17 protein-coding genes are annotated in these 17585 nt (G+C 62.5%); 12 read left to right on the forward strand and 5 right to left on the reverse strand.

Annotated features, from left to right (window positions below):
* The 3 genes from mshL to ACCD07_RS03665 are packed head-to-tail and all read left to right on the forward strand — an operon-like array spanning position 1 to position 3798.
* Positions 1–1782, forward strand: a complete 1782-nt coding sequence (gene mshL / locus ACCD07_RS03655; protein WP_413446543.1) for a pilus (MSHA type) biogenesis protein MshL — start codon at positions 1–3, stop codon at positions 1780–1782.
* 1 nt (position 1783) lies between these two features.
* Complete coding sequence (locus ACCD07_RS03660; protein WP_176650370.1) at positions 1784–2680, forward strand: AAA family ATPase; 897 nt, start codon at positions 1784–1786, stop codon at positions 2678–2680.
* On the forward strand, positions 2677–3798 hold the full coding sequence (locus ACCD07_RS03665; protein WP_413446544.1) for a tetratricopeptide repeat protein: 1122 nt from the start codon (positions 2677–2679) through the stop codon (positions 3796–3798). The genes ACCD07_RS03660 and ACCD07_RS03665 overlap by 4 nt, the downstream gene beginning before the upstream one ends.
* Positions 3799–3900: 102 nt before the next feature.
* On the opposite strand, the gene ACCD07_RS03670 is transcribed toward ACCD07_RS03665, so the two are convergent.
* The 3 genes from ACCD07_RS03670 to ACCD07_RS03680 all read right to left on the reverse strand — a co-directional run bounded on the left by ACCD07_RS03670 (position 3901) and on the right by ACCD07_RS03680 (position 6551).
* On the reverse strand, positions 3901–4851 hold the full coding sequence (locus tag ACCD07_RS03670; protein WP_413446545.1) for an HD-GYP domain-containing protein: 951 nt from the start codon (positions 4849–4851) through the stop codon (positions 3901–3903).
* Positions 4852–4865: 14 nt separating this feature from the next.
* Positions 4866–6044: a pyridoxal phosphate-dependent aminotransferase gene (locus ACCD07_RS03675; protein ID WP_176650372.1), complete on the reverse strand. Its 1179-nt coding sequence runs from the start codon at positions 6042–6044 to the stop codon at positions 4866–4868.
* Positions 6045–6113: 69 nt separating this feature from the next.
* Positions 6114–6551: a putative toxin-antitoxin system toxin component, PIN family gene (locus ACCD07_RS03680; protein ID WP_176650373.1), complete on the reverse strand. Its 438-nt coding sequence runs from the start codon at positions 6549–6551 to the stop codon at positions 6114–6116.
* A 36-nt stretch (positions 6552–6587) separates the two neighbouring features.
* Here ACCD07_RS03680 and yaaA point away from each other — a divergent pair, with 36 nt between their 5' ends.
* On the forward strand, positions 6588–7358 hold the full coding sequence (gene yaaA, locus ACCD07_RS03685) for a peroxide stress protein YaaA (RefSeq protein WP_413446546.1): 771 nt from the start codon (positions 6588–6590) through the stop codon (positions 7356–7358).
* 59 nt (positions 7359–7417) lie between these two features.
* On the opposite strand, the gene ACCD07_RS03690 is transcribed toward yaaA, so the two are convergent.
* Positions 7418–8218 carry an outer membrane protein assembly factor BamD gene (locus tag ACCD07_RS03690; protein WP_176650375.1) on the reverse strand — a complete coding sequence of 267 codons (801 nt, stop codon included), beginning with the start codon at positions 8216–8218 and terminating at the stop codon, positions 7418–7420.
* A gap of 88 nt (positions 8219–8306) precedes the next feature.
* Here ACCD07_RS03690 and ACCD07_RS03695 point away from each other — a divergent pair, with 88 nt between their 5' ends.
* Both ACCD07_RS03695 and pgeF read left to right on the forward strand, forming a co-directional pair.
* On the forward strand, positions 8307–9332 hold the full coding sequence (locus ACCD07_RS03695) for an RluA family pseudouridine synthase (protein WP_218087696.1): 1026 nt from the start codon (positions 8307–8309) through the stop codon (positions 9330–9332).
* Positions 9332–10123 carry a peptidoglycan editing factor PgeF gene (gene pgeF / locus ACCD07_RS03700; RefSeq protein WP_413446547.1) on the forward strand — a complete coding sequence of 264 codons (792 nt, stop codon included), beginning with the start codon at positions 9332–9334 and terminating at the stop codon, positions 10121–10123. The genes ACCD07_RS03695 and pgeF overlap by 1 nt, the downstream gene beginning before the upstream one ends.
* 17 nt (positions 10124–10140) lie before the next feature.
* Here the strand turns inward: pgeF and ACCD07_RS03705 are convergent, their stop codons facing one another.
* The gene (locus tag ACCD07_RS03705; RefSeq protein ID WP_353397965.1) at positions 10141–10356 is read right to left on the reverse strand and encodes a hypothetical protein; all 216 of its coding nucleotides are present in this window, start codon (positions 10354–10356) and stop codon (positions 10141–10143) included.
* A 60-nt stretch (positions 10357–10416) separates the two neighbouring features.
* On the opposite strand from ACCD07_RS03705, the gene phaC reads away from it, so the two are divergent.
* The 6 genes from phaC (at position 10417) to ACCD07_RS03735 (ending at position 17584) form a co-directional block, all read left to right on the forward strand.
* Positions 10417–12153, forward strand: a complete 1737-nt coding sequence (phaC, locus tag ACCD07_RS03710) for a class I poly(R)-hydroxyalkanoic acid synthase (protein WP_413446548.1) — start codon at positions 10417–10419, stop codon at positions 12151–12153.
* A gap of 200 nt (positions 12154–12353) precedes the next feature.
* Entirely contained in the window at positions 12354–12923 is a 570-nt protein-coding gene (gene phaR, locus ACCD07_RS03715; protein WP_176650380.1) for a polyhydroxyalkanoate synthesis repressor PhaR, read from the forward strand.
* Between the two features lie 178 nt (positions 12924–13101).
* Positions 13102–14424 carry a GH1 family beta-glucosidase gene (locus tag ACCD07_RS03720; protein WP_413446602.1) on the forward strand — a complete coding sequence of 441 codons (1323 nt, stop codon included), beginning with the start codon at positions 13102–13104 and terminating at the stop codon, positions 14422–14424.
* A gap of 74 nt (positions 14425–14498) precedes the next feature.
* Positions 14499–15722 (forward strand): ABC transporter substrate-binding protein, encoded by a 1224-nt coding sequence (locus ACCD07_RS03725; protein ID WP_413446603.1) that lies wholly within the window; start codon positions 14499–14501, stop codon positions 15720–15722.
* 3 nt (positions 15723–15725) lie between these two features.
* Positions 15726–16610 (forward strand): carbohydrate ABC transporter permease, encoded by an 885-nt coding sequence (locus ACCD07_RS03730; RefSeq protein WP_176650382.1) that lies wholly within the window; start codon positions 15726–15728, stop codon positions 16608–16610.
* Positions 16610–17584 (forward strand): carbohydrate ABC transporter permease, encoded by a 975-nt coding sequence (locus tag ACCD07_RS03735; RefSeq protein WP_353397977.1) that lies wholly within the window; start codon positions 16610–16612, stop codon positions 17582–17584. The genes ACCD07_RS03730 and ACCD07_RS03735 overlap by 1 nt, the downstream gene beginning before the upstream one ends.
* Position 17585 lies beyond the last annotated feature (1 nt).

The following is a 17585-nucleotide window of genomic DNA, read 5'->3' on the forward strand; positions in this document are numbered from 1 at the left end:
ATGCATAAAATATTGACGATCGCCTCCCTGACGCTGCTGTTGTTGAATGGCTGCGCCTCGCCGCCCACGCGCGATACCTATGACAAGATCAACGCCGAAATGGCGCAGCGGGCTGCCGCCAAGCCGCCAGCCGCCCAGAGCGATGCCGTGTCCAGTGCCTTGCTGCCGCCGTTGTCCCAGTTGACCGAGCAATTGCCGAAGGCGCGCGCGGTGCTGGAGGAGCGGTTCAATGTGTCATTCAACAATGTGCCGGTGCAGCAGTTCTTCAATTCCATCGTTGCCGGCACGCGCTACAACATGCTCATCAATCCTGAGGTGTCGGGCAACATCACCGCCAACCTGAAGGACGTGACCCTGTTCGAAGCGCTGGACGCTGTGCGCGAGCTGTACGGGTATGACTATAAGGTAGAGGGCACGCGCATCTATATCCGCCCGTTGACCATGCAGACCAAAATGTTCAGGATCAACTATCTGACCTCGATCCGCAAGGGTGTGTCCAGTCTGAGGGTATCGTCGACTTCGGTGGCTAATGCGGGCACCAGCTCCAGCGGCAACAATAGTGGTGGCAATAGCAGCGGCGGCAACAGCGGTGGCGGAGGGGATGGTTCCGGTAACAACGGCGGAACCCCGGGACAGGGGGGCGGGCAGTCGCAGCGTGATGCTGCCAGTCTCTCCACCACTTCGGCCAGCGATTTTTGGTTGGAATTGAAGACGGCGTTGGAAGCTATCATCGAACCCGGCAAGGATGGCCGCAGCGTGACCATCAGCCCGCAGTCGGGGGTGATCCTGATCCGCGCCATGCCGGACGAGCTGCGCAACGTTGACATGTACCTGAAGGCGACCCAGCTGTCGGTGGACCGCCAGGTGATCCTGGAAGCGAAGATCCTGGAAGTGGAACTGAACAGCAACTATCAGAGCGGCGTAAACTGGGCGGCGTTCGGCAAGTTCGCCGCCGGCGGCAACAACCGCTTCTCGGCCGGCATGCTGCAGCCAGACACCACGCTGACGCCGCTGGGCAATGGTCCATTGAGCAGCGTCGGCAAGGCCGGCGTCAACGGCACCACGGGTTCGTCGCTGGGGGCCTCGGCCGACGCGGTCGGTTCGCTGTTCGGCCTGGCCTTCCAGACCAGCAATTTCGCCGCGCTGATTTCCTTCCTGGAAGGACAGGGTACCGTGCATGTGCTGTCGAGCCCACGTATCGCCACCTTGAACAACCAGAAGGCGCTGCTCAAGATCGGTACCGATGAGTTCTTTGTCACCGGCGTCAGCACCACGACGACGACCGGCGGCAACGGCGCCGGCGTCACCACGCCGAGCGTGACCTTGCAGCCGTTCTTCTCCGGCGTGGTGCTGGACGTGACGCCGCAGATCGACGACCAGGGCAATATCATCCTGCACGTGCATCCGTCGGTGAGCCAAGTGTCGACCGTCAACAAGGGCCTGAACCTCGGTTCATTGGGCAACTTCAACCTGCCGCTGGCGGCATCGTCGACATCGGAAATGGACAGCATGGTGCGCGGCCAGGATGGCCAGGTGGTGGCGATCGGCGGCCTGATGCGCCAGGCCACGACGTCCGACCGTTCCGGCGTGCCGGGTGCCAGCGATATCCCCGTGATCGGCGCGCTGTTCCGCAGCACCGGTGATGTGGTGCAGAAGCGCGAGCTGGTGGTGCTGATCAAGCCGACCATCGTTGAAACGTCCTCGGACTGGAACCAGGACTTGCTCGACAGCAGCCGCCGCATCAAGGACCTGGACCCGCGCCGTGCCAAGGAGCGCAACTGATATGTACAGCAAACACTTCGGCTTGCGCGAGGCGCCGTTCAGCATCACGCCCGACACAAGCTTCTTCTTCACCAGCCCGCATTCGCAGGAGGCGTTGAATACCCTGCTGGTGGCGGCCAAGAGCGGCGAGGGCTTCATCAAGATCACCGGCGAGGTCGGCACCGGCAAGACGCTGCTGTGCCGCAAATTCATCGCCACGGTGGGACCGGATTTCGTCACGGCCTACATCCCCAATCCCTACCTCGAGCCGCGCACGCTGATGTTGGCCCTGGCCGACGAGCTGGAAGTGCCGCTGGAGCGCGATGTCGACCAGCACCAGTTGCTGAAGTCGATCACGCACCGGCTGATGGAGCTGGCGCGCGACGGCAAGCAGGTGCTGCTGTGCCTGGACGAGGCGCAGGCGATTCCGGTGGAAAGCCTGGAAGCGTTGCGTCTGCTGACCAATCTGGAAACCGAAAAACGCAAGCTGTTGCAGATCATCCTGTTCGGCCAGCCGGAACTGAACCAGCACCTGCAAGCCAATTCGATCCGCCAGCTGGCGCAGCGCATCACCTTCCATTACCACCTTGGCCCGCTGTCGCGCGACGACATGGACTATTACCTGGCGCACCGCCTGCGCGTGGCCGGCTACACCGGCAGCCGTTTGTTCAGCCGCGGCGCGATCGCGCGCTTGTACAAGGCCAGCGGCGGCATACCGCGGTTGGTCAACATCATGGCGAACAAGGCATTGATGCTGTGCTTCGGCGAAGGCAAGCAGCAAGTGTCCAGCCGGCATGTGAGCCTGGCGGCCAATGACACCATAGGTGCCGTCGGCAGGCGTGTGCGCTGGCCTTGGCTGGCAGGCGGCCTGAGCTTGCTGATTGCCGCCTGCGGCCTGACCTGGGCGCTGACCAAATGAGCCTGATCAATAAAATGCTGCAGGACCTGGACGCGCGCGGCGGCGGCGCGGACAGCGCATTGCAGCAGCAGGAATTGAAGGCCGTGCCGCTGGCCGAGCGCGACCGCAAGCCGTTGATGCTGGCCGGCGGTGGAGCGGCGCTGGTGGTGCTGGCGGTCGGCGGCTGGTTTGGCTGGCAGTACTGGGTCAGCCATCGCATACCGGTGGGGCCGGTGCCCAAGGTGGTCGATAATTCAGTGCCGCCCGGTGCGCGCAGCGAGCGGACGCCGGTGCAGCCGCAACCTGCCGCGCCATCCGCCATGTCGCCCGACGCCGTCAAGCCGGCGGCGACTGATTCGACGCCGGCGGCCGTCGCGTCTCGGACCGAGCTTGCTGGCGACACGCCGGCACCCGCCGCGCCGGCCAAGCGCCATGTGGTGGTGGCCGAAGTCGAAGCGGCGGCCGAGCGGGGCGCCGTTGTGCCCACGGCCAAGGAACGCAAGGCCGCACGCCAGGCCGCCAAATCCGCAGCGGTGCCGGCCAACGAAGGCACCATCACGCACGACATCAGCCCGCAGCAGATGGCGGAAAACACCTACCGCCGCGCGCTGGTGGCGCTGCAGGAAGGGCGCGTCAACGCCGCGCTGGCCGACCTCGAGCGCGCGCTGGACATCGACCCGCGCAACGAGGCCGCCCGCCAGACCTACATCAGCCTGTTGCTGGAAAACCGGCGCAGCGACGACGCCGTGCGCCAGCTGAGGCTGGCACTGGGTATCGATCCACGCCAACCCGGACTGGCGATGGTGCTGGCGCGACTGCAACTGGAAAAAGGCGGCCCGGCGCTGGACACGCTGATGAAGACCCTGCCATACGCCGGCGGCAGCGCCGAATACCAGGCCTTCCTGGCGGGCGTGCTGCAACGCGAACAGCGCCACACCGAAGCGGCGGATCATTATCGGGAAGCGCTGAAGCTGTCGCCGCAAAACGGCGTGTGGTGGATGGGGCTGGGCATCTCGCTGCAGGCCGACCAGCATCTGCCGGAAGCGCGCGAAGCCTTCAAGCGCGCCCGCGCCACCGCCGGCCTGACGCCCGAACTGCAAGCCTTCATCGACCGCAAGCTGGAACAACTCTCAAGATAGATCCGGGGTCAGATCCGACATTTGGACACGAGCTCTGCCGTAGCTTCCGTTACGGCAGAGCTTGTGTCCAAATGTCGGATCTGACCCCGGATCTACCGGGTTTTAGAGGCTGGCCTGGAGGCCCCAGATTTGCTTCATGCTGAAGCGGATCGAGGCTTGGTCTTCGCTCAGCGCTTCGGTGATGGCGCAGGATTCGTCGCCGGTGCGGCGCAGCTCGGCCGGCGACAGCGCGGCGCCCGACGGCGTGCGCAGGCAATGCACTTGCAGGCAGTCGCCCACGCGCCGGCTGACCACGCCGATCTCGCCATTCTGCAAGCGCACCAGACTGCCCGGCGGGAAATCGCCCAGCTCGCGCTGGAAATGCTCGATTAACGTCGGATCGGCCGGCGCCGCCTTGTCGTCGATCAGGTTGCGCAGCGCCAGGTTCGGCAGTATCGAGCGCCGGTAGTTGCGCGCCGATACCTGCGCGCAGTAACGATCCGCCAGACTCAGCAGCTTGGCGTTCAGCGTCACTTCCGGACTGGCGATACCGGCCGGATAGCCGCTGCCTTCGTCGTTTTCATGGTGCAGCAGCACGCAGGATATCCACTCGGCATCCTCGATGCCGGCGCACTTGAGCATGTCCGCGCTTTCCTCCGGATGGCGGCGCACGATCGCCATTTCCTCGCTGCTCAGCGGCGTGTTCTTGTTCTGGAAGACTTCGTTGTGGCGCAGCATGCCGACGTTCATCGTCAGCGCGGCCGCCGTCACGGTCAGCGTGTCGGCCGGACTCTTGTCCAGGCTGCGCGACAGCACCACCACCACCACCGCCGTTTCGATGCAGTGGCGCACCGCGTAGCTGCCGGCGATCTGGCACAGGAAGATGCAGGCCAGCGCGATGTCCGGATTGATCTCCACCGCCTGGATCACGTCGCGGGCGATGTCGCGCAGTTCGCTCTCGGCGTTGCGCTCATTGCGCAGGTTTTGCAGCAAGCGTTCCAGCCGGCGATTCGACTGGTTGAGCAAGTGCAGCACCGATGGCGGTGCCTCGACCTGGTTGGTATCGGCCATCATTACTATCCCCACAATTAAACTTTACCCAGCCGCTCCAATGCGAGCGCCAGGGTCTCGTCTTTCTTCGCAAAGCAGAAGCGCACGATGCCGGACTCCTTGCCTTGCTGGTAAAACGCCGATACCGGGATGGCCGCCACCTTGATTTCAGTGGTCAGCCACTCTGCAAACTCCGCTTCCGTTTGCGATGAAATTTTGTCGTAGCGCACGCACTGGAAATAGGTGCCGTCGGCCGGCAGCAATTCGAAGCGCGTGTTGGCCAGGCCGTCGCGGAACAGGTCGCGCTTGCGCTGGTAAAATGCCGGCAGTTCCAGGTAGGGCCTGGGATCGGCCATGTAGCTGGCGATGCCATGTTGCATGGGGGTGTTGACGCTGAATACGTTGTATTGGTGCACCTTACGGAACTCGGCCGTCATGCCGGCCGGCGCGGCCACGTAGCCGATCTTCCAGCCGGTGACGTGGTAGGTCTTGCCGAAGCTCGACACGACAAACGCGCGCGCCGCCAGTTCCGGATGGCGGCACACCGATTCGTGCCGCTGGCCGTCGTAGACCATGTGTTCGTACACTTCGTCCGACAGGATCAGCACGTCGGTGCCGCGCACGATGTCGGCCAGCGCCTGCATGTCGGCTTCGCGCAGCACGCTGCCGGTCGGGTTGTGCGGGGTGTTGATGATGATCAGCCGCGTCTTGCCGTTGACGGCGGCGGCGACCTTGGCCCACGGCACGGCATAGCCGCGTTCGCTTACCTCCATCTCGACCGGCACCGGCACGCCGCCGGCCAGCGTGATCGCCGGCACGTAGCTGTCGTAGACCGGCTCGATGACGACCACCTCGTCGCCCGGGTGCACGCAGCACAGGATGGCGGTGGTCAGCGCCTGCGTGGCGCCGGCGGTGACGGTGATGTCGGTGTTGGCGTCGTACTGGTGGCCGTAGATGGCGGCAACCTTGGCGACGATGGCGTTGCGCAGCACCGGCGCGCCGGTCATCATCGGATACTGGTTGAAGTCGGCCTGCATGGCGTCGTTGACGGCTTGCAGCAGGCTGCGCTCGCAGGAAAAATCAGGGAAGCCCTGGCCCAGGTTGACGGCGTTCGCTTGCGCGGCCAAGGTGGACATGCGGGTGAAGACAGTGGTCCCGACAGCCGGCAGGCGGCTGGTCAGGATGGGTGTAATCGGCAGATTGTTGCGGCTGTTCATGGCGGCTGTGTAGTGGACAGATAGCCTATTCTAGCTCAGCGCGCCGGGTTTGGTGTTGCGAAAAAAACCTTAAGCTTCGAGGCTCCACGCTTCCGGCACCATGACCTTGAACATGCCGGCCTTGGCCAGCCGCCGCGCCAGTTTCAGCAGCGCCTTGTCCTTGGTGATGAGGATGGCGGCCTGGGCGTCGCGCGCCACTTCGAGGAACTTCTGGTCGTCCTTGTCGGTGCAGACCGGCAGCCGTACGCCGGACTCGGCCGGCGCGACCACCTTGATCAGCTGGTCGAAGCGGGCGGCGGCCAGCGGACGGGTATCGTCGTCCAGCGGCAGGTGCTTGTAGTGCAGCACGATGTTGTATTCGTCGCGGCAGTCCGAGCGCGTGACGGCCTCGACCGCGCCGCTTTCCAGCGCCGCCAGCAGGCCGGCCCAGCGCGGGTCCTTGAAGACGAACAGGTCGAGGCAGACATTGGTGTCGATGACGATGACTTTCGGTGGAACAGGTATCATGTGGGCAGTTCTGTAAATATGTTTATCTGGAATCTTATGCTGATAGTGCTTTCGCCTGCAAAAAGTCTCGACCTGGAGACGCCTCCGACCACCAAGCTGCACACCCAACCCGACTTTCTCGACCATTCCGCCCAGCTGATCACCCGCCTGCGCGAGTTTTCGCCGACGCAGATCGGCGAACTGATGGACTTGTCCGACAACCTGTCGGCGCTCAACGTTGCCCGCTACGCGTCGTGGACCCACGATACCGCGGAAGGCCGCCAGGCCGTGATGGCCTTCAACGGCGACGTCTACGGCGGACTCGACGCCCGCTCGCTCAAGCCTGCCCAGCTGGCTTACGCGCAATCTCGCATCCGCATCCTGTCCGGCCTGTACGGCATGCTGCGGCCGCTGGACCTGATCCATCCGCACCGGCTGGAAATGGGCACCCGCCTGAGCAATCCGCGCGGCAAGGACTTGTACGCGTTCTGGGGCGAGACCATCACCAAGGCTCTGAACCAGACGGCGGCGGAGCAGGGCGCCGAAACGCTGGTCAACTTGGCGTCCGAGGAATACTTCAAGTCGGTCAAGCCCAAGCTGCTGGACGTGCCGGTGATCACGCCGCAGTTCGAGGACTGGAAAAACGGCAAGTACAAGATCATTTCCTTCTACGCCAAGCGGGCGCGCGGCCTGATGGCGCGCTTCGCGGCGGTCAAGGGCATCACCGACCCGCAAAAGCTGAAGAAGTTCAACGTCGACGGCTATGCCTACGTCAAGAAGGATTCGGACGACAGCACCTGGATTTTCCGTCGAAAAGTAGCGGAATAAACTGCCGCGTAAAACTGTGTAAATAATAAAAAACCGGGACCTGGGTCCCGGTTTTCACATCAATTCCAGAGTTTCCACCAGTGACGCTCGGCTTTCTTGCCTTCGTCGAGGAACTTGCTGCTCGGGTAGTTCAGCTTGAACACGCGCATCGTGTCGTCGCGCAGTTCGGTCATGCCCAGCTTGTCGTAGCTGCGTATCATGATGAACAGCGCTTCCTCGATCGCCGGCGAGTCGCGGTAGTCGTTCATGATGCCCATGGCGCGGTTGGCCGCGGCCAGGTAGGCGCCGCGACGGTAGTAGTAGCGCGCCACGTGCACTTCGTACGACGCCATCGCGTTGAGCAGATAACGCATGCGGTCCAGCGAATCCGGGGTATACTTGCTGTTCGGGAACTTGTCGACCAGTTGCTTGAAGGCCGCGTAGGCTTCGCGCGTGGCTTTCGGGTCGCGTTCCGTCGCGTCCTGCTCGTAGATGAAGTTCAGGAAACCGATCTGGTCGTTGAAGTTGATCAGGCCGCGCAGGTAGTACATATAGTCCACGTTGGCGTGGTTCGGGTGCAGCTTGATGAAGCGCTCCACGGCCGCCAGCGCCTGGGCCTGGTCCTGGGATTTGTAGTAGGCATAGGCGATTTCCATCTGCGCCTGCTGGGCGTAGGTACCAAACGGATAGCTCGATTCCAGCTTCTCGAACAACTGAATTGCGCGCTCGTAGTGCTGACCGTTCAATTCCTCGGTCGCCTCCGAGTATAATTTCGTAGCGCTCCAACCTTTAGTCTCGTCGATTTTCTCCGAGAACAAACCGCAAGCGGACAAACTGAGCAGAACCAACGTTGCTGCGACTACTTTCAATTTTTTTTGCATATGTTTTGCAAGAAGCTGTTTAACCAAAGTTTTACAAAGGCTGATTATAGCCGATAGGAATGCTGTGATATTAACTCCAAAGCCGAATTTGGCTGAATCTTCCTCCGAACACGAATCCGAAGCTGTCCTGCTGGTCGAGCAGGACGGCGATTTCGGCGACGATGAAGACGGCCTGGCTCCGATCGAACTGGAACTGACCCCGGAATTCTGCGGCCAGCGCCTCGATAAAGTCATTTCCGGCCTGGTCCCGCAATTTTCGCGCGGCCGGCTGCAAATGTGGATCACCGACGGCTTCGTCACGGTCGACGGCAAACCGGCCAAAAGCACCAAGGAAACCGTCTACGGCGACGAGAAGATCGTCATTCTGCCCCAACCGGCGCCGGAAGACGAGGCTTTTAAGCCGGAAGCGATGGAACTCAACATCGTTTATGAAGATGAGCACCTGATCATCATCAACAAACCTGCCGGGATGGTGGTCCATCCGGGCGCCGGCAACTGGTCCGGCACCATGCTCAACGGCCTGCTGCACCATTGCCCGCAGCTGTCGGGCGTGCCGCGCGCCGGCATCGTGCACCGGCTGGACAAGGATACCAGCGGCCTGATGGTGGTCGGCAAGACGCTGCCGGCCCAGACCGACCTGGTGCGCCAGTTGGCCGCGCGCACCGTCAAGCGCGAATACTACGCAGTCGTGTGGGGCATGCCGCGCATCAGCGGTACCATCGATTCGTCGATGGGCCGCCACCCGAAGGACCGCATCAAAATGGCGGTTTCGACCGGCATGGGCTCGAAGCCCGCCATCACGCATTACCAGGTGCTGGGCGGCGGCAAGCTGGGCGAGGGGCGTCCCGTGACGCTGGTGCAGTGCCGTCTGGAAACTGGCCGCACCCACCAGATCCGCGTGCACATGATGTCGATCGGCTTCCCGCTGGTCGGGGACACGACCTACGGCAAGCAACACCTGGCCGATTATTTCCCGCGCCAGGCGCTGCAGGCGCGCCGGCTGGGCCTGGTCCATCCGGCCACCGGCGAGCAACGCGAGTGGCAAGTGCCGCTGGCCGAAGACTTCGCCGCGCTGTTGGTGCGGGCGGGCATAGAGGAGCCGGAACAGATTTGATGACTACGATGCAGCAACAATGGCTGATTCCGCACTGGCCGGGCTTGCCGGACCATGTGGGGGCGCTGTCCACCACGCGGCGCGGCGGCGTCAGCCCGGCGCCGTACGGCGACGGCATGGGCGGTGGCGGCCTGAACCTGGGCACCCACGTCGGCGACCAGCCGCACAATGTGGCCCACAACCGCCAGATCCTGCGCGCCATGCTGCCGGACGATCCGGTCTGGCTGTCGCAGGTGCACGGCACGACGGTGGTCGACGTGGCCAAGGTGCGGATGCAGGAGGTGCCGGAGGCCGACGCCAGCCTGTCCTCCACGCCGGGCAAGGTGTGCGTCGTCATGACGGCCGATTGCCTGCCGGTGCTGTTTTGCGATGCCGAAGGCAAGACCGTGGCGGCCGCCCATGCGGGCTGGCGCGGCCTGGCGTCCGGCGTGCTGGAAAATACCGTGGAATCGATGCGCGCGGCCGGCGCCGGCGAGCTGATGGCCTGGATGGGACCGGCAATCGGCGCCTATCAGTTCGAGGTGGGGCCGGACGTCAGGCAAGCCTTCCTCGGCGGGGCGTTCGACGAGTCGAGCGTGCGCCACGTGGAGGCGGCGTTTTCGCCCATCGAAGGCAAGCCGGGCAAGTACCTGGCCGACATGTACGCGCTGGCGCGCCATCTGCTGCACCGGGCCGGCGTGGCGAAAGTGTACGGCGGCGAATTCTGCACCGTCTCCAACTCCGGCCGTTTCTATTCCTACCGCCGGGATGGCGTCACGGGCCGTCAAGCGGCATTGATCTGGATCAAATGACTCGTGCCGCCGCGGGCTTAGTCTTCGCCTTCGGCCGGTTTTGCCGCCTGGCGCGCCTCGTGCGCGGCCAGCTCTCTCTTGCGACGGCGGGCTTTGGTGCCGGAAATATAAATCAATGTGCCAAGCGGCAGCACGCAATAGAACAAAAACGTTACAATTCCCGCAACGACACTGGTTTCCGTCAGGGCCATCAGCCCGACCACGTAAATCCACGCTACAGCAACGATCAGCATAAAAAACCCAGCATAGAGAAGTCCACGTAAAGATATTTAACTATTTTTAGGGAAACAAACATGAATTTGCCCGATCCTCAAGCCATTGCCAACGCCTGGATGTCGCAGATGAGCGACCCCGGACAGTGGCAATCCTGGTTCAACATGGCGCCGACCACGGACGCCAACCCGCTGGCCGCCATGATGCAGGACATAGGCGCAGCCGTGAAACCGGAGGCCATGGAGCAGTTGAAGAACCAGTACCTGCAGGATTTCGGCGGTTTGTGGCAAGACTTTCTCGCCGGTAAAACGCCGGAAGTGGGCGACCGCCGCTTCACCTCGTCGGCCTGGCAGGGCAATCCGATGTCGTCCTTCAATGCCGCATCATACCTGCTGAACGCCAAATTCCTGACGGCCATGGTCGACACGGTGGAAACCACGCCGCAGCAAAAGCAGAAAATCCGCTTTGCCGTGCAGCAAATCGTCGATGCCATGTCGCCGGCCAACTTCCTCGCCACCAATCCGGAAGCGCAGCAAAAGCTGATCGAAACCAAGGGCGAGAGCCTGACCAAGGGCATGGCCAATATGCTGGCCGACATGAACAAGGGCCACATCTCGCTGTCGGACGAATCGGCGTTCGAGGTCGGCCGCAACCTGGCCACGACCGAGGGCACGGTGGTCTACGAGAATCCGCTGTTCCAGCTGATCCAGTACAAGCCGGCGACGGAGATGGTGCACCAGCGCCCGCTGCTGATGGTGCCGCCTTGCATCAACAAGTTCTACATCCTCGACCTGCAGCCGGAAAACTCGCTGGTGCGCTACGCGGTGGAGCAGGGCAATACCGTGTTCATGATTTCGTGGAGCAATCCGGACAAGTCGCTGGCCGGCACCACCTGGGACGATTACGTCGAGAAGGGCGTGATCGAGGCCGTGGGCGTGGTGCGCGACATCACCGGCCAGGACAAGATGAACCTGTTCGGCTTCTGCGTCGGCGGCACCATTGTGTCGACCGCGCTGGCGGTGCTGGCGGCGCGCGGCGAGAATCCGGCTTCCAGCCTGACCTTGCTGACCACCTTCCTCGATTTCAGCGACACCGGCGTGCTGGACGTGTTTGTCGACGAGGCGCAGGTCTCGATGCGCGAGCAGCAACTGAAGGATGGCGGCCTGATGCCGGGCCGCGACCTGGCCAGCACCTTCTCCAGCCTGCGTCCGAACGACCTGGTGTGGAACTACGTGCAGTCGAACTACCTGAAGGGCAACGAGCCGCCGCCGTTCGACCTGCTGTACTGGAATTCCGACAGCACCAACCTGCCGGGCCCGATGTTCTGCTGGTACCTGCGCAACACCTATCTGGAAAACAAGCTGAAAACCGGCCAGCTGACCGTCGCCGGCCAGAAGGTCGACCTGAGCAAGATCGACGCGCCGGCCTTCATCTACGGCTCGCGCGAAGACCATATCGTGCCGTGGACGTCGGCCTTCGGCTCCATGAATATTCTTAATCCAGGCAAGGCCAAGGCCAACCGTTACATCCTCGGCGCCTCCGGCCACATCGCCGGCGTGATCAACTCGCCGGTCAAGAACAAGCGCAGCTACTGGACCAACGACAAGCCGCTGGGCCGCGCCGCCTCCAAGCCGCAGGACGCCGAAGCATGGATCGCCGGCGCGACTGAAAACAAGGGCAGCTGGTGGCCCGAATGGGCCAAATTCCTGGCCGATCACGGCGGCAAGGATGTCAAGGCCAAGGCCAAGCCAGGCAACGCCACCTACAAGGCGATCGAGCCGGCGCCGGGCCGTTATGTGAAGGTACGTGCAGACTAGATGCACCGGGGAAAATGTTGTGATTGTTCGTCTGTAAAATTGGTTGCGTTGCAATAAAACCTAAAAGTTATAACAGATGGTGCAAGATATTCATTTTCCCCTCTATAATGGAAGTAGTAGGCAAGTGGGAAAGCGGACCGAAGTTCGCTTTTTTTTCGAATTGTTAGAGTACGCGCTGCGGCGCAATAAACGGACTTGTGATGAGTAGTGCGAAAAAAAATGCTGACCGCCTGATTAAAAAATACCCGAACCGCCGTCTGTACGACACGCAGACCAGTTCCTACATCACGCTGACGGACGTCAAGCAGCTGGTGCTGGACAACGAAGAATTCACCGTGGTCGACGCCAAGACCAATGAAGACCTGAGCCGCAGCATCCTGCTCCAGATCATCCTGGAGGAAGAGGCGAGCGGGGCGCCGATGTTCTCCAGCGACGTGCTGGCGCAGATCATCCGTTTCTACGGCCACGCCATGCAGGGCATGATGGGCTCCTACCTGGAAAAGAACGTGCAGGCGTTCACCGACATCCAGCGCAAGTTCACCGGCAGCGCGGTGGGCGGCATGGAAGGCAAGCCATTCAGCCCGGAAATGTGGACCCAGTTCATGAACGTCCAGGGCCCGATGATGCAGGGCATGATGAATAACTACATCGACCAGAGCAAGAGCCTGTTCGTGCAGATGCAGGAACAGATGCAAAGCCAGAGCAAGAACATCTTCGGTACCTTCCCGTTCGTTCCCGGCGTGCCACCAGCACCGACCGACAAAAAGTAATTTCCCTACCAAAAATCCGCAATTTACGTTGACACCCGAATTTCTTCAGTAGTACTATCGACAACAGTTGTGGAAGCGCTTCCACACAATTTCAAAATGCGGTCTGAACGAAGGAGTTTCCGTGGTTGTCGATGCATCAGTTTCACTGGAAGAGACGTTTTCCCCGCCGGCCGACTCGGTGTTGTGGAGTAAGGATTTCCTGCTGGGCGCCGCCACCGCGGCTTATCAGATTGAGGGCGCAGTCGCCGAAGATGGCCGCATACCATCGATCTGGGACACTTTCTCGGCCACGCCGGGCAAGACACTGGCCGGCGACACCGGCGCCGTCGCCTGCGACCACTATCACCGCTGGCAAGACGACGTCGAGCTGCTGGCTGCCCTGAACGTCGGCGCCTACCGCCTGTCGATCTCCTGGCCGCGCGTGATGACGCAGGACGGCCAGCCCAACCAGAAGGGCATCGCGTTCTACCGCAAGCTGCTGACGGCGCTGCGCGCCAAGGGCTTGAAGACCTACGTCACGCTGTACCACTGGGACCTGCCGCAGCACCTGGAAGACAAGGGCGGTTGGGTCAACCGCGACACCGCCTACCGCTTCGCCGAATACGCCGACATGATCAGCCGTGAGCTGGCCGGCCTGGTCGACGCCTGGGCCACCTTGAACGAGCCGTGGTGCTCGGCCATGCACGGCTACGGCACCGGCCACCACGCGCCGGGCAAGCAGGATGTGGTGTTCGCCACGCAGGCCATGCACCACCTGCTGCTGGGCCACGGCCTGGCCGTCAAGCATCTGCGCACCAACGATCCGGCGGCGCAAGTGGGCATCGTCGCCAACGTGGGGCGCGGCACCAGCACCGACAGTAGCGCCGCCGGCCAGCGCGCCGCCTGGCTGTTCGAACTGCAGCACAATAACTGGATCCTCGATCCGCTGCTGAAGAAGTCCTATCCGTCGGCGCTGTGGGAACTGTGGCCGGGCGCCGAACCGATGGCCCTCGACGGCGACATGGACATCATCGGCACGCCGCTGGACTTCCTGGGCATTAATTACTACTTCCGCACCAACGTCGTCAGCGACGGAAAGAACGGCTACATCGAAGTGGACCTGGAAGGCGTGGAGCGCACGCAAATGGGCTGGGAAGTGTACCCGGACGGCCTGCGCCACCTGCTGGTCGGCTTCCACCGCGACTATCCGAATCTGCCGCCGATCTACATCACCGAAAACGGCATGGCCACCGACGACGAAGTGGTGGACGGCGAAGTCGACGACCGCCAGCGCATCTCGTTCCTGAACCGCCACCTTGCGGCGGTGGATCAAGCAGTCAAGGCCGGTGTGGACATACGGGGCTACTTTATCTGGTCGTTGATGGACAATTTCGAATGGGCCTTCGGTTATGAGCGGCGTTTCGGTATTATCCATGTCGACTATGCAACGCAAAAGCGCACGCTGAAACGCAGCGCAAAACTGGTGACCCAATTTTTGGCCGAGAGATCCGCAAAAAGTTAAACATCCAGCAAAGTTATCCGAATAAAATGGGCGCTCGACGCCCACAGGGAGACAGAATGTTCAAGGCCTCAAAAATGGGGAGCGCGGTCGCGCTCACCCTGGCGGCATGCAGCGCAGCGCAAGCCCAAGCACCATTGAAAGCGACCGTCATCCATTGGTGGACATCGGGCGGCGAATCGCAGGCGGTCAAGCAGTTTGCGGATGCGTACAACAAGGCCGGCGGCCAGTGGATCGACAACGCCATCGCCGGCGCCGACCAGTCGCGCGCCACCACCATCAACCGCATCGTCGGCGGCAACGCGCCGACGGCCGCGCAGTTCAACACCTCCAAGCAGTTCCGCGACTTCGTCGAACAGGGCCTGCTCAATAACATCGACGACGTGGCCGCAGCCGGCAAGTGGGACCAGATCCTGCCGCCGGCCATCATCCAGTCGATCAAGATCAACGGCCACTTCTACGCAGCTCCGGTGGACATCCACATGCCGGCGTGGTTCTTCTACTCGAAGGCCGCCTACAAAAAGGCAGGCATCGCCAATGAACCGCAGACCTGGGACGAGTTCCTGGCGCAACTGGCCAAGCTGAAGGCAGCCGGCGTGGTGCCGCTGGCCTTCGGCGGCCAGGTGTGGCAGGAGAAGATCACCTTCGACGCCATCTTCGCCATGGTCGGCGGCGCCGATCTGTATCTGAAGGTGTACCGCGACCGCGACCAGAAAGCCGTGATGTCGCCGGCCTTCAAGCAGGTACTGGTCGACTTCAAGAAGCTGAAAGCCTTCGTCGACGCCGGCTCGCCGGGCCGCAACTGGAACGACGCGACGGCGATGGTCGTCAGCGGCAAGGCCGGCGTGCAGATCATGGGCGACTGGGCCAAGGGCGAGTTCGCCGCCGCCAAGCAGACTGCGGGCAAGGAGTACGGCTGCTTCCCCGGCTTCGGCCCCAAGGCGCCGTACATCGTCGCCGGCGACGCCTTCGTCTTCCCGAAAACCACGGACGCCAACGCCATCAAGGCGCAGAAGCTGCTGGCGACCACGGTCACTTCGCCGGCCGCGCAGGTGGCCTTCAATATCCGCAAGGGGTCCATCCCTATCCGTAGCGACGTCGATGAATCGCAGCTCGACATCTGCGCACGCCAGGGCCTGGCCATCATGAAGGACAAGTCGCGCCAGCTGCCGAACACCGAAATGCTGGCAACGCCCGATACCACGGGCGCGCTGCAGGACGTGCTGACCAGTTACTGGAACAAGAACCAGTCGCCGGACGACGCGCAAAAAGCCTTTGCCCGCGCGCTGAAGGATCAATAAGCCATGGCCAAGAAGCGTCAAAGCGTTTCCTTCGCGGCCTACATCGCCATGATACCGATGGCGTTGACGGTGCTGCTGGCCTACCTCGGCACGATGCTGTGGACGGCCCGCGTATCGGTCAGCAGCTCGCGCACCTTCCCGGCCAGCGATTTTGTCGGCGCCTCGCAGTACATCCGCCTGTTTAACAACGAGCGCTGGCTGCTCTCGCTGCAGAATGTGGTGGTCTACGGCGTGTTGTTCATCACCGCCTGCCTGGTCATCGGCTTCCTGCTGGCCGTGTTCATCGACCAGAAGGTGATGGCCGAAGGCGCGCTGCGCACCATCTTCCTGTACCCGTACGCGATGTCGTTCGTGGCGACGGGCCTGATCTGGCAGTGGATCCTCAATCCCGAACTGGGCATCCAGGAAGTGCTGCACAAGCTGGGCTTCGCGGACGCCAAGTTCGACTGGATCGTCGACCAGGACATGGCGATCTACACCATCGTCATCGCCACCGTGTGGCAGGCTTCCGGCCTGGTGATGGCGCTGATGCTGTCCGGCCTGCGCGGCGTGGACGAGGAATTGTGGAAGGCCGCCCGCATCGACGGCATTCCGCGCTGGCGCGTCTACGTCAGCATCGTGCTGCCGATGCTGGGCGCCTCGGTATCGACCGCGTTCGTGCTACTGTTCGTGATGGTGGTCAAGGTATTCGACTCCGTCGTCGCGATGACGCAGGGCGGCCCTGGAACGGCCAGCGAAGTGCCTGCCAAGTTCATCATGGATTACCTGTTCGGCCGCGCCAATATCGGCCTCGCTTCCGCCGCATCGATCGTGCTGCTGTCCACCGTACTGGCCATCGTCGCGCCGCTGTACTTTGTGCGCAACCGCCGCGTGGCGAAGGGGGCGTGATGGGACAAGTCGTCAAACTCGACAAGGCCGCAATGGAAAAGGCAGCAAGCGCTGCGCAAGCCCGCGCAGCGAACGACAGCAATATCAATCCGGCGCCGCCGGCCATCAAGCCGCGCCGCAAGCTGGCATGGACGCCGGCCCGCATCGGCGTCTACGGTTTCCTGATCGTGGCCGCGTTGTTCTTCCTGCTGCCGCTGTACGTGATGCTGGTGACGTCGGTCAAGCCGATGGAAGAGATCCGCCTCGGCACGCTGTTCGCGCTGCCGGTGCATGCGACGCTGGAGCCGTGGCTGCAGGCCTGGCAATCGGCCTGCACGGGCCTGGAATGCAATGGCATCCGCGGCGGCTTCTGGAACTCGGTGGCCATCGTCGTGCCGAGCACCATCCTGTCGATCGCCATCGGCGCGGTGAACGGCTATGCGCTGTCGTTCTGGCGTCCGCGCGGCGCCGGCCTGTTGTTCGCCATCCTGATGATGGGCGCCTTCATTCCGGTGCAGGTGATGGTCTATCCGCTGGTGCGTGTGCTGGCCGCCGTCAACCTGTTCAGTTCCTTGCCGGGCATAGTGCTGATCCACACCATCTTCGGCATGCCGGTGATGACGCTCCTGTTCCGCAACTACTACGCGGCGCTGCCGATGGAGTTGTTCAAGGCCGCGCGCATCGACGGCGGCGGTTTTTGGCGCATCTTCCTGCAGCTGATGCTGCCGATGTCGACGCCGGTCATCGTGGTCGCCGTCATCATGCAGGTCACCGGCATCTGGAACGACTTCCTGCTTGGCCTGGTGTTTGCCGGCTCCGAGCACCTGCCGATGACGGTCCAGCTGAACAACATCATCAACACCACCACCGGCGAGCGCCTGTACAACGTCAACATGGCAGCGACCATCCTGACGTCGGTCGTGCCGCTGGCTCTCTATTTCATCTCCGGCCGCTGGTTCGTGCGCGGTATCGCCTCTGGCGCTGTGAAGGGTTAAT

Source organism: Duganella sp. Dugasp56, from assembly GCF_047304105.1.
Taxonomy (GTDB): Bacteria; Pseudomonadota; Gammaproteobacteria; order Burkholderiales; family Burkholderiaceae_D; genus Rugamonas; species Rugamonas hordei.

What these genes read in the sequence shown, in the direction of transcription:
- mshL (WP_413446543.1), top strand. Translation starts at nt 1, where the DNA reads ATGCATAAAATATTGACGATCGCCTCCCTGACGCTGCTGTTGTTGAAT.
- ACCD07_RS03660 (WP_176650370.1), top strand. Translation starts at nt 1,784, where the DNA reads ATGTACAGCAAACACTTCGGCTTGCGCGAGGCGCCGTTCAGCATCACG.
- ACCD07_RS03665 (WP_413446544.1), top strand. Translation starts at nt 2,677, where the DNA reads ATGAGCCTGATCAATAAAATGCTGCAGGACCTGGACGCGCGCGGCGGC.
- ACCD07_RS03670 (WP_413446545.1), bottom strand. Translation starts at nt 4,851, where the DNA reads ATGATGGCCGATACCAACCAGGTCGAGGCACCGCCATCGGTGCTGCAC.
- ACCD07_RS03675 (WP_176650372.1), bottom strand. Translation starts at nt 6,044, where the DNA reads ATGAACAGCCGCAACAATCTGCCGATTACACCCATCCTGACCAGCCGC.
- ACCD07_RS03680 (WP_176650373.1), bottom strand. Translation starts at nt 6,551, where the DNA reads ATGATACCTGTTCCACCGAAAGTCATCGTCATCGACACCAATGTCTGC.
- yaaA (WP_413446546.1), top strand. Translation starts at nt 6,588, where the DNA reads ATGCTGATAGTGCTTTCGCCTGCAAAAAGTCTCGACCTGGAGACGCCT.
- ACCD07_RS03690 (WP_176650375.1), bottom strand. Translation starts at nt 8,218, where the DNA reads ATGCAAAAAAAATTGAAAGTAGTCGCAGCAACGTTGGTTCTGCTCAGT.
- pgeF (WP_413446547.1), top strand. Translation starts at nt 9,332, where the DNA reads ATGACTACGATGCAGCAACAATGGCTGATTCCGCACTGGCCGGGCTTG.
- ACCD07_RS03705 (WP_353397965.1), bottom strand. Translation starts at nt 10,356, where the DNA reads ATGCTGATCGTTGCTGTAGCGTGGATTTACGTGGTCGGGCTGATGGCC.
- phaC (WP_413446548.1), top strand. Translation starts at nt 10,417, where the DNA reads ATGAATTTGCCCGATCCTCAAGCCATTGCCAACGCCTGGATGTCGCAG.
- phaR (WP_176650380.1), top strand. Translation starts at nt 12,354, where the DNA reads ATGAGTAGTGCGAAAAAAAATGCTGACCGCCTGATTAAAAAATACCCG.
- ACCD07_RS03725 (WP_413446603.1), top strand. Translation starts at nt 14,499, where the DNA reads ATGGGGAGCGCGGTCGCGCTCACCCTGGCGGCATGCAGCGCAGCGCAA.
- ACCD07_RS03730 (WP_176650382.1), top strand. Translation starts at nt 15,726, where the DNA reads ATGGCCAAGAAGCGTCAAAGCGTTTCCTTCGCGGCCTACATCGCCATG.
- ACCD07_RS03735 (WP_353397977.1), top strand. Translation starts at nt 16,610, where the DNA reads ATGGGACAAGTCGTCAAACTCGACAAGGCCGCAATGGAAAAGGCAGCA.